The sequence below is a fragment of the Geodermatophilus tzadiensis genome (assembly GCF_003002915.1).
Lineage (GTDB): Bacteria > Actinomycetota > Actinomycetes > Mycobacteriales > Geodermatophilaceae > Geodermatophilus > Geodermatophilus tzadiensis.
In genome coordinates this window covers 324,706-348,536 of sequence record NZ_PVTG01000003.1, presented here as the reverse complement: position 1 = coordinate 348,536, position 23,831 = coordinate 324,706, and the positions used below count along the sequence as shown (strand labels likewise).

22 protein-coding genes and 1 rRNA gene are annotated in these 23,831 nt (G+C 76.4%); 4 read left to right on the top strand and 19 right to left on the bottom strand.

Annotated elements, in window-relative coordinates:
• The 13 genes from LY71_RS06915 to pheS form a co-directional block, all read right to left on the bottom strand.
• Nucleotides 1–92: ribosomal RNA gene (locus LY71_RS06915) — 16S ribosomal RNA — on the bottom strand; the annotation flags it as partial.
• 367 nt (nt 93–459) lie between these two features.
• Nucleotides 460–1,737 (bottom strand): tyrosine--tRNA ligase, encoded by a 1,278-nt coding sequence (gene tyrS / locus LY71_RS06910; RefSeq protein ID WP_106276192.1) that lies wholly within the window; start codon nt 1,735–1,737, stop codon nt 460–462.
• Nucleotides 1,734–2,345, bottom strand: coding sequence for a DNA-3-methyladenine glycosylase (locus tag LY71_RS06905; RefSeq protein WP_281261592.1), 612 nt, complete (start codon nt 2,343–2,345; stop codon nt 1,734–1,736). Before LY71_RS06905 ends, tyrS begins: the two co-directional genes overlap by 4 nt.
• A gap of 32 nt (nt 2,346–2,377) precedes the next feature.
• Complete coding sequence (gene argH, locus LY71_RS06900) at nt 2,378–3,826, bottom strand: argininosuccinate lyase (protein ID WP_106276191.1); 1,449 nt, start codon at nt 3,824–3,826, stop codon at nt 2,378–2,380.
• The gene (locus LY71_RS06895; RefSeq protein ID WP_106276190.1) at nt 3,823–4,365 is read right to left on the bottom strand and encodes an arginine repressor; all 543 of its coding nucleotides are present in this window, start codon (nt 4,363–4,365) and stop codon (nt 3,823–3,825) included. Before LY71_RS06895 ends, argH begins: the two co-directional genes overlap by 4 nt.
• Complete coding sequence (gene argF / locus LY71_RS06890; protein ID WP_106276189.1) at nt 4,362–5,309, bottom strand: ornithine carbamoyltransferase; 948 nt, start codon at nt 5,307–5,309, stop codon at nt 4,362–4,364. Before argF ends, LY71_RS06895 begins: the two co-directional genes overlap by 4 nt.
• Entirely contained in the window at nt 5,306–6,487 is a 1,182-nt protein-coding gene (locus tag LY71_RS06885; protein ID WP_106276188.1) for an acetylornithine transaminase, read from the bottom strand. Before LY71_RS06885 ends, argF begins: the two co-directional genes overlap by 4 nt.
• Nucleotides 6,484–7,497, bottom strand: a complete 1,014-nt coding sequence (gene argB, locus LY71_RS06880) for an acetylglutamate kinase (protein WP_211297179.1) — start codon at nt 7,495–7,497, stop codon at nt 6,484–6,486. The genes LY71_RS06885 and argB overlap by 4 nt, the downstream gene beginning before the upstream one ends.
• On the bottom strand, nt 7,494–8,645 hold the full coding sequence (gene argJ / locus LY71_RS06875) for a bifunctional glutamate N-acetyltransferase/amino-acid acetyltransferase ArgJ (protein ID WP_106276187.1): 1,152 nt from the start codon (nt 8,643–8,645) through the stop codon (nt 7,494–7,496). Before argJ ends, argB begins: the two co-directional genes overlap by 4 nt.
• Nucleotides 8,642–9,682: an N-acetyl-gamma-glutamyl-phosphate reductase gene (argC, locus tag LY71_RS06870; RefSeq protein WP_245887727.1), complete on the bottom strand. Its 1,041-nt coding sequence runs from the start codon at nt 9,680–9,682 to the stop codon at nt 8,642–8,644. Before argC ends, argJ begins: the two co-directional genes overlap by 4 nt.
• A 206-nt stretch (nt 9,683–9,888) precedes the next feature.
• Nucleotides 9,889–10,701, bottom strand: coding sequence for an SDR family NAD(P)-dependent oxidoreductase (locus tag LY71_RS06865; protein ID WP_106276185.1), 813 nt, complete (start codon nt 10,699–10,701; stop codon nt 9,889–9,891).
• Nucleotides 10,701–13,175 carry a phenylalanine--tRNA ligase subunit beta gene (pheT, locus tag LY71_RS06860; RefSeq protein ID WP_106276184.1) on the bottom strand — a complete coding sequence of 825 codons (2,475 nt, stop codon included), beginning with the start codon at nt 13,173–13,175 and terminating at the stop codon, nt 10,701–10,703. The genes LY71_RS06865 and pheT overlap by 1 nt, the downstream gene beginning before the upstream one ends.
• Nucleotides 13,176–14,243: a phenylalanine--tRNA ligase subunit alpha gene (gene pheS, locus LY71_RS06855; protein WP_106276183.1), complete on the bottom strand. Its 1,068-nt coding sequence runs from the start codon at nt 14,241–14,243 to the stop codon at nt 13,176–13,178. It abuts the gene before it with no gap.
• A gap of 141 nt (nt 14,244–14,384) precedes the next feature.
• On the opposite strand from pheS, the gene LY71_RS06850 reads away from it, so the two are divergent.
• On the top strand, nt 14,385–16,700 hold the full coding sequence (locus LY71_RS06850; RefSeq protein WP_281261589.1) for a diguanylate cyclase domain-containing protein: 2,316 nt from the start codon (nt 14,385–14,387) through the stop codon (nt 16,698–16,700).
• A 25-nt stretch (nt 16,701–16,725) separates the two neighbouring features.
• Here the strand turns inward: LY71_RS06850 and LY71_RS06845 are convergent, their stop codons facing one another.
• From LY71_RS06845 to LY71_RS06820, 6 genes are all read right to left on the bottom strand, one after another.
• A complete protein-coding gene (locus LY71_RS06845; RefSeq protein ID WP_106276181.1) occupies nt 16,726–17,316 on the bottom strand; it encodes a DinB family protein in 591 nt (196 codons plus the stop codon).
• A gap of 17 nt (nt 17,317–17,333) precedes the next feature.
• Nucleotides 17,334–18,125, bottom strand: coding sequence for a TrmH family RNA methyltransferase (locus LY71_RS06840; protein ID WP_106276180.1), 792 nt, complete (start codon nt 18,123–18,125; stop codon nt 17,334–17,336).
• A gap of 174 nt (nt 18,126–18,299) precedes the next feature.
• Entirely contained in the window at nt 18,300–18,686 is a 387-nt protein-coding gene (gene rplT, locus LY71_RS06835; protein WP_091367035.1) for a 50S ribosomal protein L20, read from the bottom strand.
• Between the two features lie 34 nt (nt 18,687–18,720).
• Entirely contained in the window at nt 18,721–18,915 is a 195-nt protein-coding gene (gene rpmI, locus LY71_RS06830) for a 50S ribosomal protein L35 (RefSeq protein ID WP_091110808.1), read from the bottom strand.
• Nucleotides 18,916–19,013: 98 nt separating this feature from the next.
• Complete coding sequence (infC, locus tag LY71_RS06825) at nt 19,014–19,613, bottom strand: translation initiation factor IF-3 (protein WP_106276179.1); 600 nt, start codon at nt 19,611–19,613, stop codon at nt 19,014–19,016.
• A gap of 341 nt (nt 19,614–19,954) precedes the next feature.
• Nucleotides 19,955–20,455 carry a PH domain-containing protein gene (locus tag LY71_RS06820; protein ID WP_106276178.1) on the bottom strand — a complete coding sequence of 167 codons (501 nt, stop codon included), beginning with the start codon at nt 20,453–20,455 and terminating at the stop codon, nt 19,955–19,957.
• Nucleotides 20,456–20,487: 32 nt separating this feature from the next.
• On the opposite strand from LY71_RS06820, the gene LY71_RS06815 reads away from it, so the two are divergent.
• The 3 genes from LY71_RS06815 to LY71_RS06805 all read left to right on the top strand — a co-directional run bounded on the left by LY71_RS06815 (nt 20,488) and on the right by LY71_RS06805 (nt 23,778).
• Entirely contained in the window at nt 20,488–21,537 is a 1,050-nt protein-coding gene (locus tag LY71_RS06815; protein ID WP_211297178.1) for an MBL fold metallo-hydrolase, read from the top strand.
• Between the two features lie 100 nt (nt 21,538–21,637).
• Nucleotides 21,638–22,345, top strand: a complete 708-nt coding sequence (locus LY71_RS06810) for a GAF and ANTAR domain-containing protein (protein WP_106276176.1) — start codon at nt 21,638–21,640, stop codon at nt 22,343–22,345.
• Nucleotides 22,345–23,778, top strand: coding sequence for a PP2C family protein-serine/threonine phosphatase (locus LY71_RS06805; RefSeq protein WP_106276175.1), 1,434 nt, complete (start codon nt 22,345–22,347; stop codon nt 23,776–23,778). Before LY71_RS06810 ends, LY71_RS06805 begins: the two co-directional genes overlap by 1 nt.
• Nucleotides 23,779–23,831: the final 53 nt, after the last annotated feature.

Sequence of the window (23,831 nt, the reverse complement as noted above, 5' to 3'; positions counted from 1 at the left end):
CATCCCCCCGCAAGCGGGGTTCAGCGTTCGACTTGCATGTGTTAAGCACGCCGCCAGCGTTCGTCCTGAGCCAGGATCAAACTCTCCGTAGATGCTTGATACCAGGCCGAGAACCGCGACCTGACAGATCGCGACATTCATCAACCAAAGGAATCCCACCGCGCCCGAAGACGCGGACGGGGTTACTACTTGGCACTGACTTTCGGCACGCTGTTGAGTTCTCAAGGAGCGGACGCACACCAACTCGACCCTCTCGGGTGTCCTCGGTGGCTTGTTGTCCAACCCTGCGCCCGCACCGGGTGTTCCCTGCTGGGTCCTCCCCGCCGGCCCTCCCGGGCCGTGCGGCGCGCAGAGATGAAGTTACGTGGCTGTCGGACCCGTGTCAAACCGGTCCGCCCGTGACCGTCGACACCGTCTCGGAACCGGCGCGTCACGTGGCGGACACACGCCGGGACGCACTCAGCCGGCGCGGTGGACCCCGGCGACGGCGCGCTTGCCGCGGCGCAGCACGAGCCACCCACCGGGCAGCCAGGCGTCCTCCCCCGGCACCGCGTCGGCGTCGGTCACCCGCTCGTTGTTGAGGTACGCGCCGCCCTCCTTCACGGTGCGGCGGGCGTCGGACAGGCTCGAGGCCAGGCCCGTCTGCTGCAGGAGCTGGGCGACGCTGGGCGTCTCCCCGTCGACGGTGACGCTGCCGGCCTCCCGGAGCGCGGCGCCGAGCGTCTCCGCGCCGAGGGTGCCGAGGTCCTCGCGGCCGAACAGCGCCCGGCCGGCGGCCTCGGCCTGGCGGAGCTCGTCGGGTCCGTGCACCAGGAGCGTCAGCTCCTCCGCGAGTGCCCGCTGCGCCGCGCGCGAGGCCGGGCGCTCCGCGCTCTCGGCCAGCAGCGCGTCGACCTCCGCGGCCGGGCGCTCCGAGAACAGCGGCAGCCAGGTGCGGGCGTCGGCGTCGTCGGCGTTGAGCCAGAACTGGAAGAAGGCGTAGGGCGACGTGAGCTGCGGGTCGAGCCAGACGGTGCCGCCCTCGCTCTTGCCGAACTTCTGCCCGTCGGACTTGGTCACCAGCTGGGTCGACAGTGCGTGCACGGTCGCACCCTCCACGCGGCGGACCAGGTCGATGCCGGCGGTCAGGTTGCCCCACTGGTCCGATCCGCCGGTCTGCAGCGTCACGCCGTGGCCGCGGTACAGCTGCAGGAAGTCGTGGGCCTGCAGGATCTGGTAGCTGAACTCGGTGTAGCTGATGCCGGCCTCGGAGTTCAGCCGGGCCGACACGGCCTCCTTGGCCAGCATCCGGCCGACCCGGAAGTGCTTGCCGAGGTCGCGGAGGAAGTCGATGGCCGACAGCGGCTCGGTCCAGGTCAGGTTGTCGACGTAGACCGGCGCGGCCAGGCCGTCGCGCTCGGCGGGCAGGTCGAGGAAGGGCGCCACCTGGCGGCGGATGCTGTCCACCCAGCCGGCCACCGTCGAGCGGTCGTTGAGCTGCCGCTCCGCGGTCGGTCGCGGGTCGCCGATCAGCCCGGTGGCGCCGCCGACGAGCACGACCGGCCGGTGCCCGGCCCGCTGCAGGGCCCGCAGCACCATGAACTGCACGAGGTGTCCGACGTGCAGGCTCGGCGCGGTGGGGTCGAACCCGCAGTAGTAGGTGACCGGCCCCTCGGCGAGGGCGGCGCGCAGCGCGTCCTCGTCGGTGGACTGGGCGATGAGGCCCCGGCGGTGCAGCTCGGAGAGGACGTCGGTCACGGGACACCATCCTGCCCGGCGGGGCGGCGCCGGCGCGGACCGCCCGGGCGGAAGGGGCTCACCGACGGGGCACCGGTCTCCCAGAACCGCCAGGGCAGCTCGGTGGCCTTGGTGATCCCGACCCGCGGGCCCGCGGAGACACCGTCGGGGCGGTCCCCGGCGTGCAGCCGGACCGGGGCGGCCGGGTCGAGCAGGTCGGTGCCGAGGTCGCCCGGGCCGATGCCGAGCGCCGCGGCGAGACGGGCGGGTCCGCGGGCGAGGTCGCGGGCTGCCCTGGCGGCAGGCCGGCGGACGCGGGCCAGCTCCTCCCCCACCGCCACCTCCCCGGCGCGCAGCAGCACCGCCGAGCCGGTGCCCTCGGGGCCGACGACGACGTTGGCGCACCAGTGCACGCCGTAGCTGAAGTAGACGTAGAGCCGCCCGGGCGGGCCGAACATGATCGCCGCGCGCGGCGTCGGGCCGCGGTGCGAGTGCGCCGCGGGGTCCATCCCCTCCCCCGAGTAGGCCTCGACCTCGGTGAGCCGCACGGCGACGGTGCCCTCGGGCCGGTCGGTGACCACCCAGCAGCCGAGCAGCGCCGGCGCGACGACGTCGACCGGGCCGACCAGCTCCGGGGCCGTGAGCAGCCGGCCGGGAGCGCTCAGAGCGCGGCCGCCACGGGCGAGTCGGCCGCCCAGCGCCCGTGCGCCGCGACGGCCTCCCGCAGCGCGGCCAGCTGCTCGGCGACCCGCTGGGGCGCCGTCCCCCCGCGGGTGCTGCGAGCGGCCAGCGCGCCGCGCACCGACAGCACCGAGCGCACCTCGGGGGTGAGCCGCTCGTCGATGCCGGCCAGCTGGTCGTCGTCGAGCTCGTCGAGCTCGACGCCGGCCTCCTCGCAGACGGCGACCATCGCGCCGGAGATCTCGTGCGCCGAGCGGAACGGGACGCCGCTGCGCACCAGCCACTCGGCGACGTCGGTGGCCAGCGCGAACCCCTGCGGCGCGGCGGCCTCGAGCACCTCGGGGCGCAGGGTGAGCGTGGCGACCATCCCGGTGACGGCGGGCAGCAGGAGGAGGAGCTGCTCGAGTGAGTCGAAGACCGGCTCCTTGTCCTCCTGCAGGTCGCGGTCGTAGGCCAGGGGCAGGCCCTTGAGCACGGTGAGCAGGCCGGTGAGGTTCCCGACGAACCGGCCGGACTTGCCGCGCGCCAGCTCGGCGATGTCGGGGTTCTTCTTCTGCGGCATGATCGACGACCCGGTGGCCCAGGCGTCGTCGAGGCGGGCCCAGCCGAACTCGCTCGAGGTCCAGAGCACCACCTCCTCCCCCAGCCGGGACAGGTGCACGCCCACCATCGCCGCGGCGAAGCAGAACTCCGCGGCGAAGTCGCGGTCGCTGACCGCGTCGATCGAGTTCTCCGCGGCCCGGTCGAAGCCGAGCTCGGCGGCGACGGCGTCGGGGTCCAGCGGCAGCGAGGAGCCGGCCAGCGCGCCGGAGCCGAGCGGGCTGACGGCGGCGCGGCGGTCCCAGTCGAGCAGGCGGTCGACGTCGCGGGCGAAGGCGTGCGCGTGGGCCAGCAGCTGGTGGGCGACGAGCACCGGCTGGGCGTGCTGCAGGTGGGTCATGCCGGGTGCGGGGACGTCGAGGTACCGCTCGGCCAGGCCCATGAGCGCGTACTCCAGCGACGCGAGCTCACCGACCAGCGCCCGGACGTTGTGCCGCAGGTAGAGCCGCAGGTCGGTGGCGACCTGGTCGTTGCGGCTGCGGCCGGCGCGCAGCTTCCCGCCGAGCGCGCCGAGCTTGGCGATCAGGCCGCGCTCGAGCGCCTCGTGCACGTCCTCGTCGGCCTCCACCGGCGCGAAGGTGCCGGCGGCCACCTCGGCGGACAGCTCGGTCAGCGCGCGCACCATCTGCTCGAGCTCGTCGTCGGCGAGCAGGCCGGCGCGGTGCAGCACCCGGGCGTGCGCGCGGGAGCCGGCCAGGTCGTAGGGCGCCAGCCGCCAGTCGACGTCGGTCGACTTCGACAGGGCCGCCATCGCGGGCGAGGGGCCGCCGCCGAAGCGGCCGCCCCAGAGCCGGGTCGAGGACGGGGCCGGGGAGGTCTCCGAGGTCACGGTGCACTCTCCCCCACGCCGTCGAGGGTGGCGGCCGGGGGGTCGGCCGCCGTGCTGCGGGAGGCCAGGGCGCGCAGGCGATCGGCCAGCGCGGCGCCGCCGTCGGGCTGCCGGGACACGACCAGGAGGGTGTCGTCGCCGGCGATGGTGCCGAGCACGTCGGGCAGGCCGACCTTGTCCAGGGCGGAGGCGAGGAACTGCGCGGCACCCGGCGGGGTGCGGACGACGGCGAGGTTGGCGCTGCCCTCGGCGCTGGTGAGCAGGTCGGACAGCAGCCGGGTGAGCCGGGCCGGCGCCGCCTGCGCCGGGCGCAGCGGGGCGTTCTCCGGCGGCAGCACGTAGGACGCCGGGGCGCCGTCGGACCCGCGCAGCTTGACCGCGCCGAGTTCCTCGAGGTCGCGGGAGAGCGTGGCCTGGGTGACCTCGATGCCCGACGCCGCCAGCAGCGCCGCGAGCTGGGTCTGCGAGGTGACCGGCTGCGCCGTGATCAGCTCGCGGATGCGGGCCTGGCGCGCCGAGCGGGTCAGCGCCGTCGTCACCCCGATCGCTCCAGCAGCCAGGTCAGCAGGGCCTTCTGGGCGTGCAGGCGGTTCTCCGCCTCGTCCCACACCGCGCTCTGCGGCCCGTCGATCACCGAGGCGGCGATCTCCTTGCCGCGGTAGGCCGGCAGGCAGTGCAGGACGACGGCGTCGTCGGCGGCGCGGGCGAGCGCGTCGTCGTCCACCGCGTAGGGCAGGAACGGGGCGACGCGGGCGTCGTACTCGTCCTCCTGCCCCATCGACACCCACGTGTCGGTGACCAGGACGTCGGCGCCGTCGGCGGCGGCCGCGGCGTCGGCGGTCCACAGCACCGAGCCGCCCGTCTCCGCCGCGATCTCCGCCGCCCGCTCGAGCACCGCCGGGTCGGGCTGGAACTCCTCGGGCGAGCCGATCCGCACGTGCATGCCGGCGGTCGCGCCGCCCAGCAGGTAGGAGTGCGCCATGTTGTTGGCGCCGTCGCCGAGGTAGCTCAGCGACCGCCCGGGCAGCGAGCCCGTGCGCTCGGCCACCGTCTGCAGGTCGGCGAGGATCTGGCAGGGGTGGAACTCGTCGGTGAGCGCGTTGACCACCGGCACCCGGCTGACCGCCGCCATCGCCTCGATGCGCTCCTGGCCGAAGGTGCGCCAGACGATCGCGGCGACCTGCCGGTCGAGCACCCGGGTGGTGTCCTCCACCGGCTCGCCGCGGCCGAGCTGGCTGGTGCCGGCGTCGACCACCAGCGGGTGACCGCCGAGCTCGGCGACGCCGACGGTGAAGGACACGCGGGTGCGGGTCGAGAGCTTGTCGAACAGCACCGCCACCGCCCGCGGCACGCCGTTGGGGGCGCGCAGCGGGGTGGGTGCCGCCTCGGTGTGGCGGGTGCGCTTGAGCTCGGCGGCCAGCGCGAGCACCTCGGCCTGCTCGGCGGGCGACAGGTCGTCGTCGCGCAGGAGGTGGCGGGTCACTGCCGGCCGGCCGCGTCGAGGGCGGCGGGCAGCGCGGCGACGAAGGCGTCGACCTGCGCGTCGCTGAGCACCAGCGAGGGGGCCAGCCGCAGCACGTCGGGGGCGACGGCGTTGGCGAGGAAGCCGGCCTCGCGCAGCGCGGTCTCCAGCGCCGCCGCGACCGGGGCGGTGAGGACGACGCCGAGCAGCGCGCCGCGCCCGCGGACACCGGACACCGCCGGGGAGCCGAGGCCCTCGATGCCGGCGGTGAACCGGTGCTCGAGCTCCTTGGCCCGCTCGAGCAGGCCCTCGTCGCGGATGGTGTCGAGGACGGCGAGCGCGGCCGCGGCGGCGATCGGGTTGCCGCCGAAGGTGGAGCCGTGCGAGCCGGCGGTCATCAGCTCCGCGGCGTCGCCGAAGGCGAGCGTGGCGCCGAGCGGCAGCCCGCCGCCGATCGCCTTGGCCATGGTGATCAGGTCCGGCTGCAGCCCGTCGGCCTGGGAGGCGAACCAGTGGCCGGTGCGGCCGGTGCCGGTCTGCACCTCGTCGACGGCGAACAGCGCACCGGCGGCCCGCGCGGTCTCCGCCGCCGCGCTCAGGTAGCCCGGCGGCGGGGGCTGCACGCCGCCCTCGCCGAGCATCGGCTCGAGCAGCACCATCGCCGTCCGGTCGGAGACCGCGCCGGCCAACGCGCCGGCGTCGCCGTAGGGCACGTGGCGGACGCCGCCGGGCAGCGGGGCGAACGCGGCGGCCTTACTCGGCTGGCCGGTGAGCGCGAGGGCGCCCATGGTCCGGCCGTGGAAGGCGCCCTCGGCGGTGACCACCTCGGGACGCCCGGTCAGCCGGCTGATCTTGAAGGCGGCCTCGTTGGCCTCGGCGCCGGAGTTGCAGAAGAACACCCGCCCGGGCCGGCCGGCCAGCTCCAGCAGCCGCTCGGCGAGCGTCAGGCCGGGCTCGTGCATGGCCAGGTTGGAGACGTGCCCGAGGGTCTGCGCCTGCCGGGTGATCGCCTCGACCACCCGCGGGTGGGCGTGGCCGAGGATCGTCGTCGCGATGCCGCCGAGCAGGTCGGTGTACTCGCGGCCGTCGACGTCCCAGACGGTGGCGCCCTCGCCGCGGGCGAGCGCGACCGGCGGGACCTTGTAGTTGCCCATCATCACCGCCGACCAGCGGGTGGCCAGCTCCTCGGTGCGGGTCACGGTGCCGGCTCCTCCTGGGTCGGGTCCTGCGCCGGGACGACCATCGTCCCGGTCCCCTCGGTGGTAAACATCTCCAGCAGCAGGGCGTGCGGCGTCCGGCCGTCGACGACGGTCGCCCGCTTCACCCCGCCCTCGACCGCCCGCAGGCAGGCGGCCATCTTCGGGACCATCCCGGCGTCGAGCGTCGGGAGGATCTCGGCGAGCTCGGCGGCGTCGATCTGCTGCACCAGCGAGTCGCGGTCGGGCCAGTCGGCGTAGAGGCCCTCGACGTCGGTGAGCACGACGAGCTTCACCGCGCCGAGCGCCACGGCCACCGCGGCGGCGGCGGTGTCGGCGTTGACGTTGTGCACCACGCCGTCGCGGTCGGGGGCGACGGTGGCGACCACCGGGATCTTGCCGCGCTCGAGCAGCGCGGTGACCGGCGTCGGGTCCACCGCGACCACGTCGCCGACCAGGCCGACGTCGACCGGCTCGCCGTCGACGACCGCGGCGGTGCGCTCGGCGGTGAGCAGGCCGCCGTCCTCGCCGGACAGGCCCACCGCCAGCGGGCCGTGCTGGTTGACCAGGCCGACCACCTCCGGGGTGACCTGGCCGGTGAGCACCATGCGGACCACCTCGATGGTCTCCTCGGTGGTCACCCGCAGGCCGCCGCGGAACTCGCTGGCGATGCCCAGCCGGGTGAGCATCTCGGTGATCTGCGGACCGCCGCCGTGCACGACGACGGGCAGGATGCCGCAGGTCCGCAGGAAGACCATGTCGTCGGCGAAGGCGCGGCGGCACTCGTCGTCGACCATCGCGTGGCCGCCGTACTTGATCACCACGACGTTGCCGTGGAACTCCTTGAGCCAGGGCAGCGCGCCGGTGAGGACGGCGATCCGGCGGGCGTCGCCCTCGGGGTCGTGGGTGCGCATGACCCGGCTGGTGCCGATCCGCCGCTTCGGCGGGGGCACCTCGTCGACGGCGACGTCGGGCGGGGTGGGGTCCTCGTGGGTGTCCGGGTGGGTGCTCACGTCGAGTAGGCCGAGTTCTCGTGCACGTAGGCGAGGGACAGGTCGTTGGTCCAGATCGTCGCCTGCTCGTCGCCGGCCCGGAGGTCGACGTCGATGGTGATCGCGCGGCCGGTGAGGTCGACGCCCTCGCGGGGGTCGCCGATCGCGCCGCCGCGGCAGACGGTGACGCCGTTGATGGTGACGTCGACCCGGTCGGGCTCGAAGGCGGCGTCGGTGGTGCCGATCGCGGCGAGCACCCGGCCCCAGTTCGGGTCGTTGCCGAACAGCGCGGTCTTGAGCAGGTTGTTGCGGGCGCAGGCGCGGCCGGCGGTGAGCGCGTCCTCGACGGTCGCCGCGCCGCGGACGGTGATCGCGATGTCCTTGGTCGAGCCCTCCGCGTCGGCGAGCAGCTGCATCGCCAGGTCGGTGGCCGCGGCGGTGAGCGCCTCGGTGACCTCCTCGGCGCTGGGACTGACGCCGCTGGCACCCGAGGCGAGCACGAGCACCGTGTCGTTGGTGGACAGGCAGCCGTCGGAGTCGACCCGCTCGAAGGAGACCGCGGTGGCCGCCTTCAGCGCGGACTGCAGGGTGCCGGCGTCGACCACCGCGTCGGTGGTGAGGACGACGAGCATCGTGGCCAGGCTCGGCGCGAGCATGCCGGCGCCCTTGGCCATGCCGCCGACCGTCCAGCCGTCCCGGGCCTGCACCGTCGTCTTCGGGACGCTGTCGGTGGTCATGATCGCGCGGGCGGCGTCGTCCCCGCCGTCCGCGCTGAGGGCCTCCGCCGCCGCGGTGACGCCGGCGGTCAGCTTCTCCATCGGCAGCCGGACGCCGATCAGGCCGGTGGAGGCGACGGCCACGTCGACCGCGCCGGTGCCCAGCTGCTGCGCGACGTGCTCGGCGGTGGCGTGGGTGTCGCCGAAGCCCTCGGGGCCGGTGCAGGCGTTGGCCCCGCCGGAGTTGAGCACGACCGCCCGCAGCCGGCCGGTGGACAGCACCTGCCGGCTCCACTGCACCGGCGCGGCCGGGAAGCGGTTGGTGGTGAAGACGGCGGCCGCGGCGTCGCCGGGACCGTCGTTGACGACCAGCGCGACGTCCGGCGCGCCGGAGGACTTCAGCCCCGCGGCGACGCCGGCCGCCCGGAACCCCTGCGGGGCGGTGGTGCTCACGGGGCCACCCCCACGACCGGCAGGCCGGTGGTCTCGGGCAGGCCGAGGGCGAGGTTGGCGCACTGGATCGCCGCTCCCCCGGTGCCCTTGGTCAGGTTGTCGACCGCGGCGACGACCACCAGCCGGCCGGCGTCGGGGTCGACGGCGAGCTGCAGCGCGACGGTGTTGGCGCCGAGCACCTGCGCCGTCGTCGGCCACTGGCCCTTGGGCAGCAGGTGCACGAACGGCTCGTCGGCGTAGGCCTTCTCGTAGGCGGTCCGGACGGCGGCCTCGTCGGCCCCCGCCGCCAGCGGCGCCGAGCAGGTGGCGAGGATGCCCCGGCTCATCGGCACCAGCGTCGGGGTGAAGCTGACGGTCACGTCCCGGCCGGCAGCCCGGGAGAGGTTCTGCACCATCTCCGGCGTGTGCCGGTGCACCCCGCCGACGCCGTAGGCGCTGACCGAGCCCATCACCTCGCTGCCGAGCAGGTGCGGCTTGGCGGACTTCCCCGCGCCGGAGGTGCCGCTGGCGGCCACCACGACCACCTCGGGTCCGACCAGCCCGGCGGCCAGCGCGGGGGCCAGCGCCAGGGTGACCGACGTCGGGTAGCAGCCGGGGACGGCGATCCGCCGGGCGCCGGCCAGCTGCTCGCGCTGGCCGGGGAGCTCGGGCAGACCGTAGGGCCAGGTGCCCGCGTGCTCGGAGCCGTACCACCGCGCCCAGGCGGCGGGGTCGTTGAGCCGGTGGTCGGCGCCGCAGTCGATGACCAGCGTGTCGTCGGCGAGCTGCGCGGCGACCGCGGCGGACTCGCCGTGCGGCAGCGCGAGGACGACCACGTCGTAGCCGGCGAGCAGCGCCGGGTCGCTGGGCCGGACCTCGAGGTCGGCGTAGGGCAGCAGGTGCGGCTGCAGCTCGCCCAGGCGTCGGCCGGCGCTCGAGTTGGCGTGCACCCCGGCCAGCCGGAGGTCCGGGTGCGCGGCCAGTAGCCGGCACACCTCACCCCCCGCGTACCCGGTGGCGCCGGTGACCCCGACCGTCCACGTCTGCCCTGTGCTCACGGTGCATGACCATACATGCCCATGCATGACCGTTCATCCCGGGGTCGGCGGGTGTTCCCCTGAGCATGGTCGTGCTCTGCCCCTCATGTGGGGGCAGAGCACGACCGCGCTCGGGACGACTCCCCGGCCGGGGATGGCCGCGTGCTGCACGCCTGCCTCGCTGGCAGCCGCCGCCCCGAGGAACCCCTGGCGCGGCCTGACGGCGGTCAGCCCAGCGGGTCGGTGTCGCCGTAGGGCACGAGCCGCAGCCGCCGCGCGTCGCCGGACGGCCTGGTCGCGCGCAGGGTGTCCACCGAGTCGACCCCGGCGCGGACGAACCGCCCCGACCAGTGGTCGAGCTCGCCGGCGGCGATGGCGACCACCAGGTCGACGACGTCCTCCGGCCGGGTCCACTCGGTGCGGCCCTCGTGCATCGGCATCGCGCGGGTCATCGCGGTGTCGACCACGCCCGGCGCCAGGTCGAAGGCGCGCACGCCGTGCGCGGACCCGGCCAGGTGGATCGCCTCGGTGATCCGCACCTGCGCGGTCTTGCCCGCCGAGTAGGCGCTGTAGCGCGGGTTGGCCCGCGTGCTGATCCCGCTGGCGAGGTCGACCACCCGGCCGCCGCCGGCCGCGACCATCCCGGGCAGCACGGCGCGGGCGAGCAGGAACGGCCCGCGGACCTGGCTCTCGACCACGGCCCACCACTGGTCGGGGTCGGCCTCCCACAGCGGCACCTCGGCGGCGTCGACGAGGCCGGCGTTGTTGACCAGCAGGCCGACCGGACCGAGGACGCGCGTCACCTCGGCGACGGCGGCGTCGACCGCGGCCCGGTCGGTCACGTCGGCGGGCAGCGCCAGCGTGCGGGCGCCGGTGGCCGCGGCGACGTCGTCCATCGCCGTGCGCAGCCGCTCGGCGCCCCGGGCCAGCCCGGCCACCGCGGCGCCCCGCGCCGCCAGCCCGGCGGCGACGTGCCGGCCGATGCCCGCCGACGCCCCGGTGACGAGCGCGACGAGACCGGTGAGGTCAGGCCCGGACATCACGCACCGCCACTGCGCAGCGTGATCCCCTGCATCTCGACGACGGCGACGATGCCCTCCCGCACCCGGGCCACGTCCTCGGCGGTCAGCGTGCGGTCCGGTGCGCGCAGCACCAGCGACCAGGCCAGCGAACGGGACCCGGCGGGCACCGGCGGGCCGGAGTAGACGTCGAAGAGGCGCACCGCCTCGAACAGCTCCCCCGCTCCCCCGCGCACCAGCGACTCGACGTGCGAGGCGGTGATCTCGTCGGGCACCACGAAGGCCAGGTCGAGGAAGACCGGCGGGAACGTGGAGATCCGCGGGCCGACGGGCACGGCGGCCGGCGGCAGCGCGTCGACGTCGAGCTCCATCGCCGAGGTGCGGGCCGGCAGGTCCAGCGCCGCGCACACCCGCGGGTGCAGCTCACCGGCGTACCCGACGACCCGGTCGTCCACCACCAGCTCGGCGCAGCGGCCGGGGTGCCAGGGCGCCTGCTCACCGGGGCGGACGAACAGCTGCACGCCGGCCGCCGCGGCCACCAGCCGGGCGGCCTGCACGGCGTCGGCCCACCCCGCCGGGCGGCCCGGGCCCCACCAGCCGCGCGGCTCGCGGGCACCGGTCAGCGCGACGGCGACGTGCCAGGGCTGCTCGGGCACCGCGCCGAGCAGCGCGGCGAGGGTGTCGTCGTCGGGCCGGGCGTCGACGCCGGGCAGCGGCGCGGCCGCGCGCGCCCCGCCGGTGAACACCGCCCCGTGCTCGAACAGGGCGACGTCGCGCCGGCCGCGGGCGAGGTTGCGGGCCAGGGTGGCCAGCAGTCCGGGCAGCAGCGTGGTGCGCAGCGCCGGCTCCTCCTCGCTGAGCGGGTTGCGCACGAGCAGCAGCCGGCGGCGCGGGTCGTCGTCGGGCAGGCCGAGGGCGTCCAGGGCCGGCACCCCGACGAAGGGGTAGGACGGCGCCTCCACGTGGCCGGCCTCGGCCAGTGCCCGGCCGACGGCGCGGCGGCGGCGCTGGGTCTCGGTCAGGCCGCGCCCGGGCGGGGCGGTGGGCAGCACCGAGGGGACGTCGTCGTAGCCGGCCAGCCGGACCACCTCCTCGACCAGGTCGGCCGGGTCGGTGAGGTCGGGCCGCCAGGACGGCGGGGTGACGGCGAGGCGGTCGCCGTCGGCGTCCACGGCGCAGCCGACGGCCTCCAGCAGCCCGACCACCTGCGCCGGCGGGTAGGGCACGCCGGCCACCCGGCCCGGGCGGTCGGCGTCCAGGGCGATCGACGGGCGCGGGCCGCGGGTGTCGACGTCGACCAGCGCGCCGACCACCCGGGCGCCGCCGTACTCGGCCAGCAGCTGCGCGGCGCGGGCCAGCGCGGCGACCGTCATCTCCGGGTCGACGCCGCGCTCGAAGCGGCGGGCGGCCTCGCTGGGCAGCCGGTGCCGGCGCGCGGTGCGGGCCACGCCGGTGGGCTCCCAGTGGGCGGCCTCGAGCAGCACGGCGCGGGTGCCGTCGCCGATCTCGGTGGAGGCGCCGCCCATCACCGCGGCCAGGCCGATGGGGCCGGTGTCGTCGGTGATCAGCAGGTCGTCGTCCGACAGCGTGCGGGTGCTGCCGTCGAGGGTGGTCAGCCGCTCGCCCTCGCGGGCCCGGCGGACGACGATCGGGCCGCGCACCGCGTCGCGGTCGAAGGCGTGCATCGGCTGGCCGAGCTCGAGCATCACGTAGTTGGTGACGTCGACGGCCAGCGAGATCGACCGGATGCCCGACTGGGCCAACCGGCGGCGCATCCACCACGGGCTCGGGGCCGCGGGGTCCAGGCCCTCGAGGGCGACCATGGAGAACCGGTCGCAGCGGTCGGCGTCGGCGACCGTGACCTCCCACGCCGGCTCGCCGGACCAGGCCGGCGCCGCGGCGGCGCCCGGGTCGCGCCAGGACACGCCCAGGCCGGTGCCCACCTCGCGGGCCAGGCCGCGCATCGACAGGCAGTAGCCGCGGTCGGGGGTCACCGCGAGCTCGACGACGACGTCGTCGAGGCCCACGACCGAGCGCGCGTCGGCGCCGGGCTCCGGTCCCTCGCCGCCGGTGCCGAGCACCAGGATCCCGGTGTGGTCCTCCCCGGTGCCCAGCTCGCGGGCGGAGCAGATCATCCCGTCGGAGACGTGGTCGTACGTCGTCCGCGCGGCGATCGCGAAGCCGCCGGGCAGCACCGCGCCGGGCAGCGCGACGACGACGGTGTCGTCGACGGCGAAGTTGCGGGCCCCGCAGACGATGCCGCGGGGCTCGGCCTCGCCGACGTCCACCCGGCAGTACCGGATGGGCTTCTTGAAGCCGGTGAGCTCCTCGATCTCGCGCACCCGGCCGACCACCAGCGGGCCGGTGACCTCGGCCGGGCGGTGGACCTCCTCGACCTCCAGGCCCAGGCGGACGAAGGCGGCGTCGAGCTCCTCGACGGTCGTCCCGGCGGGGACGTCGACGTACTCGGCCAGCCAGCCGACGGGGACCCGCATCTAGAGCTCCACTCCGAACGCCTCGGTGAACCGGACGTCGCCCTCGACGATGTCGCGCATGTCGCCGACGCCCGAGCGGAACTGCAGCGCCCGCTCGATGCCGACGCCGAAGGCGAAGCCGCTGTACTCCTCCGGGTCGACGCCGCAGGCCACCAGCACCCGCGGGTTGACCATCCCGCAGCCGCCCCACTCGACCCAGCGCGGGCCGTCGCGGTGCTCGGGGAACCAGACGTCGAACTCCGCCGAGGGCTCGGTGAACGGGAAGTACGACGGCCGCCAGCGGGTGACCGCCTCCGGGCCGAACAGCGACCGGGCGAGGTGGTCGAGCGTGCCGCGCAGGTGCGCCATCGTCAGCCCGCGGTCGACGGCCAGGCCCTCGACCTGGTGGAACACCGGGGTGTGCGTCGCGTCGAGCTCGTCGGTGCGGTAGACCCGCCCGGGCGCGACGACGTACACCGGCGGCGTGCGCGACAGCAGGGTGCGCGCCTGCACCGGGCTGGTGTGCGTGCGCAGCACCAGGCCGGAGTCCTCGGGGGCGACGAAGAAGGTGTCCATCATCGTGCGCGCCGGGTGGTCGCGGCCGATGTTGAGGGCGTCGAAGTTGAACCACTCCGCCTCGAGCTCGGGGCCGTCGGCGACCTCGTAGCCCATGCCGACGAACACGTCGGCGATCCGCTCCTGCAGCGTGGTCAGCGGGTGCCGGGCGCCGCGCGGGCTGCGGTCCCAGGGCAGGGTGACGTCGACCCGCTCCTCGGCCAGCGCGCGGGCGTCGCGCTCGGCCTCCAGCTCGGCCCGGCGGGCGTCGAAGGCCTCGGTGACCGCGACCCGGGCGGCGTTGACCCGCTTGCCGGCGTCGGCGCGGGCGGCCGGGGGCAGCGCGCCGAGCTCGCGGCGGGCCAGCGGGACGGGCGCGCGGTCGCCGAGGTGGGCCGGGCGGACGGCGGCCAGCGCCTCGAGGTCGGCCGCCGCCGCGAAGGCCTCCCGGGCCGCGGCGACCGCCGCGTCGAGGGCCTCGGCCGACAGGGCCGCGACCTGCTTGGGGTCGTAGGGGTCGTTGGCGCCGGACACGGGAGGCCATTCTGCCCGGCACCCGCCCCGGCCCGCCCCCGGGTTCCGGCCGGCCCGCCGATCCCGGCGGGACTGCCTCCTTCGGGGGAACCGGCACCGTCCCGGCGCGGCCACCGGCGGCCGCACGCCGAAGACAGCCGGGTGAGCTCTCCTCCCGAGGCACGGACGCCTCTCGCCGCCGACCCCGTGCTCGCCGACGCCGTCCGCGGCGTGCACAGCGTGTTCCAGCCCATCGTCGAGCTCGACACCGGCCGGGTGGTGGCCTACGAGGCGCTCGCCCGGGGCCCGGTGGGCCCGCTCGAGCGCCCGGACGCGCTGTTCGCCGCGGCCCGCGCCGCCGGCCGGCTGGCCGAGCTGGACGAGGCCTGCCGCGCCGCCGCCTTCCGCGGTGCGGTCGACGCCGCGCTCGTCGCCCCGCTCACCCTGTTCGTCAACGTCGAGCCCGAGGTGCTCGACACCGCGCCGCTGGCCGACCTGCTGGCGATCGCCGAGCGCGCCCCCGGCCGGCTGCGGGTGGTCATGGAGATCACCGAGCGGGCGCTGGCCGCCCGCCCGGCCGAGCTGCTGCGCACGGTGGAGCGGGTGCGCGAGCTGGGCTGGGCCATCGCCGTCGACGACGTCGGCGCCGAGTCGATGTCGCTGGCGTTCCTGCCGCTGCTGTGCCCCGACGTCGTCAAGCTCGACCTGCGCCTGGTGCAGGAGCGGCCCGGTCCCGCCGTCGCCGAGATCATGAACGCGGTGAACGCCTACGCCGAGCGCAGCGGCGCGGTGGTGCTCGCCGAGGGCATCGAGGACGGCGACCACCTGCGCACCGCGCTGGGCCTGGGCGCCACGCTCGGCCAGGGCTGGCTCTTCGGCCGCCCGGCGCCCGGCCCGGCGAGCGGGCTGCCGGTGGGCGAGCTCGTGCTGCCCGGCGCCGGCCGGCCCAGCGGCGCGCTCGCCGAGGAGTCCCCGTTCGCCTGCCTGCCCGACGACGTCCCGCTGCGGCGCGCGCCCAAGGCGCTGCTCATCGAGCTGTCCAAGCAGCTGGAGCGGGAGGCCGCGCGGCTGGGCGAGACCTGCGTGGTGGCCGCGACCTTCCAGGAGGCCCGCCACTTCACCGTCGCCACCACCCGGCGCTACCGCGACCTGGTCGCGCGCACCGGCTTCGTCTGCGCCCTCGGCGAGGACCTGCCGGTGGAGCCGCTGCCGGGCCTGCGCGGGGCCGCGCTGTCGCCGGAGGACCCGGTGCGCGGCGAGTGGGACGTCGCCGTGCTGTCCCCGCACTTCAGCGCCGCGCTACTCGCCCGCGACCTCGGCGACGACGGCCCCGACCTCCAGCGCACCTTCGAGTACGCGCTCACCTACGAGCGGACGACGGTGTCCCGGGCGGCGTCGTCCCTGCTGTCCCGGGTGGCGCCGCGCACCGGTCCGGCCCCCGCGACCACCCCGGCCGGAGCGGCGGCGGCCGTGCCCGCGAGCCGCCCGGCCGCCGGCCTGGCCGTCGGGACGACGAACGCCGAGGTGCTGCTGCGGCGGGCGCTGGAGGCCACGCCGAGCGGGGTCACCGTGGTGGACATGCGGCTGCCCGACCAGCCGATCGTCTACGCCAACCAGGCGTTCCGGGACCTGGCCGGGCTGCCGTCGGAGGACATCCTCGGCCGCAACTGCCGGCTGCTGCAGAGCCCCGAGACCGACCCGGCCGCCGTGGACCGCATCCGCGCCGCGGTCGCCGCCGGCGAGGCCTGCCGCGAGACGGTGCTCAACCTGCGCGGCCCCGACCGCACGCCCTGGTGGAACGAGCTGCACCTGGCGCCGGTGCACGACGCCGACGGCCGGGTGGTGCAGTACATCGGCGTGCAGGTCGACGTCACCGCGCGCGTCGAGGCCGAGCGGGCGCTGGTGCGCGAGCGCGACCGCACGTCGGCCGCGCTGGCGCGCATCCAGGAGCTGGCCTACACCGACCCACTCACCGGCCTGCTCAACCGGCGGCGCCTGGAGGAGCAGGTGGAGGCGGCGATCTGGGAGACCCGGGCCCGCGGCGACGCGCTCGGGCTGCTGTTCGTCGACCTCGACGGGTTCAAGGCGGTCAACGACCGGTTCGGCCACGCCGCCGGCGACGAGCTGCTGCAGGTGGCGGCGCGGCGGCTGCGCGACCGCGTCCGCCGCCGCGACCTGGTGGCCCGGCTGGGTGGTGACGAGTTCCTCGTGGCCCTGCCCGACCTCGCGCCGGAGACCGCGGCCGCCGAGGCCGCCCGGGTGGCCGACGAGCTCGCCGCCTCCCTCGGGCGTCCGGTGGCGCTGCGCGGCACCGAGGTCACCGTCGGCGCGAGCGTCGGGGTGAGCGTCTGCCCGGCCGACGGCGTGGTCTTCGCCGACCTGCTGCACGCCGCCGACCTGCGGATGTACGAGCGCAAGGCGCAGCGCCGGTCCCAGCGGCGGGAGGTGCCGGTCCCGGCGTCCCCGGCGCGGGGCTGACCGGCGGCCGCGCGCGGCGTCCGGCTCAGCGGCCGGCGGCCTCCCGCGCGGCCCGCTCGACCCGCTCGCGGTGGGCGGCGAAGGCCGCCGCGTCGGGCCGGGTCAGGTTGTCGCTGTCCCGGCGCAGGCCGGCGGCGCCGTCGACGCCCTCGCGCAGCACGTCGGCGTGCCCGGTGTGCCGAGCGACCTCGGCGAGCACGTGCACCAGCAGGGTGTGCAGCGTGGGCCGGCGCCGGTCCTCGGGCCACCAGGGCACCTCGCCGGTGGCGTCCAGGCCGAGCGCGGCGACCGTCGCGTCGGCGTGTGCGGTGGCCCGCGCGTACCGGCCGAGCACGTCGTCGCGGCTCTCGTCGGGGCGCGCCCACAGGTCGTCGTCGGGCCCCGCGTCGGGGTCGTCCCAGGGCATCGGCTCGGGGAACGGCCGGCCCAGGACGGCGCCGAGGTAGCCGGCCTCCACGCAGGCGAGGTGCTTGACCAGGCCGAGCAGGTTGGTGCCGGTGGGGGTCAGCGGCCGGCGGACGTCGTACTCCGCGAGCCCCTCGAGCTTCCACAGCAGCGCCTTCCGGGCGCCGGCCAGGTAGCGGTGCAGGGTGGCCTTGGCGGCGTCGTCGTCCACGCCCGTCACCCTGCCAGTCAGCCCGGGGCGAGCTGGGTGGCGTAGAGGCAGATCGCGGCGGCCGCGGCCAGGTTGAGGCTCTCGGCGCGGCCGCGCATGGGGATCCGCACCCGGGCGTCGGCGGCGGCGGCCAGCTCGGGAGGCACACCGCGGGCCTCGTTGCCGAACAGCCACAGCACCGGCCCGGCCAGCACGGCGCCCAGCTCGTCGAGGGCGGTCTCGCCGCCGCCGTCGGCGGCCAGCACGGTGACGCCGCGCTGCTGCACGCCGGCCACCAGCGGCCGGAGCGGCGCGCCGCGGACGACGTCGACGTGGAAGAGGCTGCCCGCGCTGGAGCGCACCGCCTTGCCGCCGTAGGGGTCGGCCGACCCGGCGCCGAAGACGACCGCGCCCGCTCCGCAGGCGTCGGCGGTGCGCAGCACGGTGCCGGCGTTGCCCGGGTCGGCCAGGCCGGCCAGGCCGACGGCGAGCCGCGGTGGCGCGGCCACCAGGTCGTCGGCGGGCACGTCGCGCAGCGCGCAGACGGCGACCAGGCCCTGCGGCGTCACCGTCTCCGACAGCGTGGCGGCGGCCTTCTCGGTGACCAGCCGGACTGGCACCGTCGTCCCGGCGAGCAGGTCGCGGTGCGCGGCGGCGGCGGCCTCGGTGGCGAAGACCTCCCGGACGTCCTCCGGTGCGGTCGCCAGCGCCTCGGACACCGCCTGGCGGCCCTCGGCGAGGAAGGCGCCCGCGGCGTCGCGGCCGGACCGCCGGGTGAGCCTGCGCGCCGCGGCGACCCGCCCGGACCGCTCGGTGAGCAACTCGCCCACGTCGTCCTCCCCTCGTCGTCCCCGCGAGATCGGCGCTCCCGGGGCGATCAGCGCCCCGGAGGCCACGGGACCGGCGATCTCGTCAGCTGGCGGGCGCCGCCGCACACGGCGACGCCGCCGGTGCCGGCCCTCGGGGGACCGGACACCGGCGGCGTCGGAGCGTGCCGGAACGGCTCAGGCGGCCTGCTCGCCGCCGGCCGGGGCCGCGGCGACGGCGGCGCGGGCGGTCTCCACCAGCGCGGCGAAGGCGGCCGGCTCGTTGACCGCGAGCTCGGCGAGCACGCGGCGGTCGAGCTCGATGCCGGCCAGCTTCAGGCCCTGCATGAACCGGTTGTAGGTCATGTCGTTCTGGCGCGCGGCCGCGTTGATGCGGGTGATCCACAGCTTGCGGAAGTCACCCTTGCGCACCTTGCGGTCGCGGTAGTTGTAGGTGGCCGAGTGGAGGATCTGCTCCTTGGCCTTGCGGTACAGACGCGACCGCTGGCCCCGGTAGCCGCTGGCGGCCTCGAGGACGGTCCGGCGCTTCTTCTGGGCGTTGACCGCCCGCTTCACGCGTGCCACGTGAGAGCTCCTTACTGGTTGCGGAGGCGGGGGCTCAGATGCCCAGCAGCTTCTTGACGGTCTTGGAGTCGGCGGGGCTCAGGACCTGGTCCTTCTCCAGCCGGCGCTTGCGCCGCGAGGACTTGTGCTCGAACTTGTGCTGGTTGTTCGCCTGCTCGCGCATGATCTTGCCGGTGCCCGTCACGCGCACCCGCTTGGCGGTGCCCTTGTGGGTCTTCTGCTTCGGCATGTCCTCGGTCCTCGTTGGTGTCTGTCGGCGCCGCGCGGCAGCACGGGGCTGCCGCACGGCACCGGCGGTCTGGTGGTGCGGTCCTGCGGTGTGACCGGTCAGGCCGTCGGGGTCTGCCCCTCGGCGGCGCGCTCGGCCTTGGCCTGGCGGCGGGCGCCGTCGGTCGCGGCCTGGTTCCGGTGCGGGGCGATCACCATGACCATGTTGCGGCCGTCCTGCTTCGGGTTGGACTCGACGACGCCCAGCTCGGAGACGTCGGCGGCCAGCCGCTGCAGCAGGCGGTAGCCCATCTCGGGCCGCGACTGCTCGCGACCGCGGAACATCACGGTGATCTTGACCTTGTCGCCGCCCTTGAGGAAGCGCTCGACGTGGCCCTTCTTGGTCTCGTAGTCGTGCGGGTCGATCTTCAGGCGCAGCCGCATCTCCTTGATGACGGTGAGCGCCTGGTTCCGCCGGGCCTCGCGGGCCTTCTGGGCGGACTCGTACTTGAACTTCCCGTAGTCCATCAGCTTGACGACCGGCGGACGGGCCATCGGCGCGACCTCGACGAGGTCCAGCTCGGAGTCCTGCGCCAGGCGCAGCGCCTCGCCGATCGGCACGATGCCGACCTGCTCGCCCTCGGGGCCGACCAGGCGGACCTCGGGGACGCGGATACGGTCGTTGATACGGGGCTCGGTGATGGCCTCTCCTCTGCTCATTCCACGGGAGGAGCCGCGCCCGACCGGGCACCGGGACGACGCGGGCCCCGTGAGCAGGTGCTCACAGGGCCCGTCCGCCGGTGCGGCACGGTCCCACGGGGGGCCGTGCACGTCGCGGAGAGCCGGCCGGGGCGGGCCGGGCTCTCGCGATCCGGGACCTGGGCGCCTCGACGGCGCCAGGTGGGAGCGGGCTCCTCTTGGTCAGCGGCCCGGGGCAGGGCCGCTGGATGGTGGTTCGCGCGCCTCGTGTAGCGGGGAGGCACGCCCATGCTACAGCGTCACGACGGCCCCGGTCATTCCCGGGGGTGACGTGCCTGGGCCCCGAGCAGGGCCGCGCCCTCCTAGTCGTCGTAGAGCAGGGGCGGCGGCGCGGGCTGCCGCGCCCGGGCGGCCGCGTGCAGGGCGCGCAGGCCCTCGACGGCGACCGCCGCCCGCTCGCCGTCGACGGCCTGCACCGCCACGACGGCCATCTCGTCGCCGTTGGCCAGCTCCAGGCTCGCCCAGGCGGCGCCGCGGTCGAAGCGCACCGCGCGGACGACGTCCCAGGGCAGGTCGGCGCGGCCGAGCAGGTTGCGCACCCGCACGCCGGCGGCGTCGGCGTCCACCCGGGGCCGGCCCAGCGCGAGGATCCCGGCACCGAGGAACAGGCCGAGTCCGGCCATCGCCACCTGGTCGGTGGGGCCGAAGGCGACCACCCCGGTCGACGACGACGTCAGCAGCAGGGCGACGACGGTCATCGCGGCCACCACCGCCGCGGCCACCAGCGCGCAGGCCAGCCGGAGCCGGCGCGGGACGGCGGTGACGGGGTCGGGTGCGGCGGGCGGACTGGGCACGCCCTCCATGGTCCCAGGCCGCGGCTGGCAGAGTGCGGGCCGTGGAGGTGACCGGGCACGCCCAGCGGACGGCCTGGCAGGAGCGCGCGGTGCCGCCGGTCGAGGCGGTGCGCCCGGGCCTGTGGTCGGTGCCGGTGCCGATGGGCGGGCCGCTGCGCTGGGTGAACGCCTACGTGCTCGAGCTCGCCGGGGGCGGGCTGGGCCTGGTCGACACCGGCTGGGACGCCGACGACAGCTGGGACGCGCTGCGCGCCGGGCTCGCCGCGATCGGCGGGGACGTCGCCGACGTGCGCGGCGTGCTGGTCACCCACCTGCACTTCGACCACGTCGGACTGGCGCGGCGGGTGCGCGAGGCGTCGGGCGCGTGGGTGGCGATGCACCCGGCCGACGCCACCGGGCTGCGCTCGATGACCGACTCCTCGCCGCAGGAGTCCGCCGAGCGCGAGGTCGCCTTCCTGGTCTCCCTCGGCGCCCCGGAGGACGACGCGCGCAGTGACGCCGGCACCCCCGAGCAGCGCGCCGCCTGGGGACGGCTGGTCCGGCCCGACCGGCTGCTGGAGGACGGCGACCGCGCCGACCTGCCCGGCTGGTCGCTGCGCGCCGTCCACACGCCGGGGCACACCGCCGGCCACCTGTGCTTCGCCGACGAGGCGACCGGGCTGTTCTTCGCCGGCGACCACGTGCTGCCGCGGATCAGCCCCAACATCTCCACCCACGCCGGCGGCGCGGCCGACCCGCTGCGCGACTACCTCGGGTCGCTGGAGGCGGTCGCAGGGCGGGAGGTCGAGGAGGTGCTGCCCGGCCACGAGTGGCGCTTCCGCGGGCTGGCCGAGCGCACCCGCGAGCTGCGCGCGCACCACGAGCGCCGGCTGGCCGAGCTGCTGGCCGCCGTCCGCGAGCACCCCGGCAGCACCCCGTGGGACCTGGCGGCGCACCTGACCTGGTCGCGGCCGTGGTCGGAGTACGAGCGGCGGATGCGGATCTTCGCCGTCACCGAGACCGACGCGCACGTGCGGCTGCTCGCCAGCCGCGGGCTGGTGGTCGGCGACGGCGGCACGGTGCCGCGGTGGCGCGCGGCCCACCTCCGCTGATCGGGCACTAGCCTGGAGCCGCCGGCCGGGTCCTCGAATCGACGGGGTCGCCACGGCCGTCCGCCCCGAGGTGCCCGTGCGCCACGACGCCCCCAGACCCATGCCCCTCGCCGACGAGCTGTCGGTCGTCTCCGCCCGCGTGTCGGGCCTGCTGCTCTCCGAGGAGACCGTCGCCGCCGCGCTCGGTCTCGTCAGCTCGCTGCTCCTCGAGACCGTGCCGGGGGCCACCGGCGCCGGCGTGTCGATCGTGGACCGGTCCGGCCGGCGGACGTCGGGGGCGACCGACCCGCTGGTCGAGCGCGCCGACGCGCTGCAGTACGAGCTCGACGAGGGCCCGTGCCTGGCCGCGGCCGCCGGCCGGACGCTGGTGCGCGTCGACGACCTGCGCACCGACGGCCGCTGGCCCCGCTGGGCAGCCGCGGCCACCGACCTGGGTCTGCTGTCGACCCTGAGCGCGCCCCTGGTGGCCGGGGACCGCGCGCTCGGTGCCCTCAAGGTCTACGGAGGCGGTCCGGGTGTCTTCACCGCGCACGACACGCAGGTGCTCACCCTGTCCGCGGCGCAGGCCGCCCTGCTGGTCACCCACGTGACCGCGCGCGAGCGGGCGCGACGGGCCAGCGACGACCTGCGGCGGGCGGTGGCGGCCCGCGACGTGGTGAGCACCGCGAAGGGCGTGCTCATGGCCCGGCACGGGGTCGGCGAGGAGACGGCGCTGGCCATGCTGCTGTCCCGCTCCGGAGGGGACGCCGGCACGCTGCGGCAGGCGGCCCGGGCGGTGGTCGACTCCGCCGTCCGCCGGCTGCGCTGATGACGACGGCCGAGGACCGGCGGATCCAGCTGCGCGCTGCGTTCGGTCACGCCGACCTCGGGCTCGAGCAGCTGTGGCTGCGGTACTTCGAGCTGGGCGGCGACGCCGACCTGTTCGACCTGGAGGCCTACCTCGACGGGCTGGCGACCCTGCCGGACGTCGACGGCGACCTGCTGGCCGTCGCGGTCAACGAGCGGCTCGACGAGCTCTCCGCGGCCCGCCGGGTGCCCTACTCGCGGCCGCTGCGCCCGCCGCGGCCCACCACCGGCCTGCTCGCGGCGCTGCTCCAGCTGCTGGAGGCCGCCCGCTCCGCTCCGCCCGACCGGCTGGGCGCGCTCGGCGCGCGGGCCGGCCGGGTCCTCGGTGTCGACGTCGCCGTGCACGTCGTCGACCACGAGCAGCGGTGGCTGCTCCGGCTCCCCGACGGCCGGGCGCGCACCGAGCCGGTCGCCGTCGACGGCACCCTGCCCGGCCGGGTCTTCCAGACCGGGCGGCCGCTGCCCTCGGAGTCCGGCGGCGTCCCCCGCCTGTGGGTGCCGTTGCTGGACGGCGCCGACCGGATGGGCGTGCTCGAGGTGCGGGTGGCGGAGGCCCGGGACCTCGAGGACCCCGACCTGCGGGAGCAGTGCGGGTGGCTGGCCTCGATGCTCGCCCACCTGGTCACGTCGATGGGGGTCTACGGCGACGTCCTGGAGCGCACCCGGCGCGGCCGCCCGCGGTCGCCGTCGGCCGAGCTGGTGTGGCAGCAGCTGCCGCCGCTCACCGCCGCGACCGACAGCTTCGTCCTGGCCGGGCTGCTGGAGCCGAGCGCGGACGTCGGCGGGGACGCCTTCGACTACGCGCTCGGCGAGGACGCCGTGTGGATGACCGTGCTCGACGCCATGGGCCACGGCCTCGGCGCCGGTCTGATGAGCGCCGCGAGCCTCGCCGCCGCCCGCAGCACGCGGCGGGCCGGGCGCGGCATCCACGACCAGGCCCGCGCGATCGACGAGGTGATCGAGGCCACGTTCCCCGGTAGCGCCTTCGTCACCGGGGTGCTGGCCGAGCTCGACGTCACCTCCGGGCGGCTGCGGTACGTGCGTGCCGGGCACCCGCCGCCGCTGCTGCTGCGCGACGGGCGGGTGGTCAAGGAGCTGAGCGCGGGCGGACGGGTGCCGTTCGGTCTCGAGAACGCCGGCTTCGGGGTGGCCGAGGAGGTGCTCGAGCCCGGCGACTGGCTGGTGCTCTACACCGACGGCATCACCGAGGCGCGGGACAGCGCCGGGCGGTGGTTCGGCGAGCAGCGGCTGGTCGAGTTCCTGACCCGCGCGGCCGCGGCCGGGCAGCCGCCGCCGGAGACGGTCCGCCGGCTGGTGCACGCGGTCCTCGACCACCAGGACGGCGTGCTGCAGGACGACGCGAGCATCCTCGTCGCGTCCTGGGCCGAGCGCTGAGCGTCCTGGGCGGGGCGCCGGACCTGGTGGGGCGGCTCGTCACACGCCCGCAA

Bases quoted from the DNA above. Each gene is read 5' to 3' on its own strand.
- LY71_RS06865 (WP_106276185.1), bottom strand. From the start codon at position 10,701: ATGTCCGGGCCTGACCTCACCGGTCTCGTCGCGCTCGTCACCGGGGCG.
- pheT (WP_106276184.1), bottom strand. From the start codon at position 13,175: ATGCGGGTCCCCGTCGGCTGGCTGGCCGAGTACGTCGACGTCCCCGCC.
- rpmI (WP_091110808.1), bottom strand. From the start codon at position 18,915: ATGCCGAAGCAGAAGACCCACAAGGGCACCGCCAAGCGGGTGCGCGTG.
- infC (WP_106276179.1), bottom strand. From the start codon at position 19,613: ATGAGCAGAGGAGAGGCCATCACCGAGCCCCGTATCAACGACCGTATC.
- LY71_RS06820 (WP_106276178.1), bottom strand. From the start codon at position 20,455: ATGGAGGGCGTGCCCAGTCCGCCCGCCGCACCCGACCCCGTCACCGCC.
- LY71_RS06810 (WP_106276176.1), top strand. From the start codon at position 21,638: ATGCCCCTCGCCGACGAGCTGTCGGTCGTCTCCGCCCGCGTGTCGGGC.
- LY71_RS06805 (WP_106276175.1), top strand. From the start codon at position 22,345: ATGACGACGGCCGAGGACCGGCGGATCCAGCTGCGCGCTGCGTTCGGT.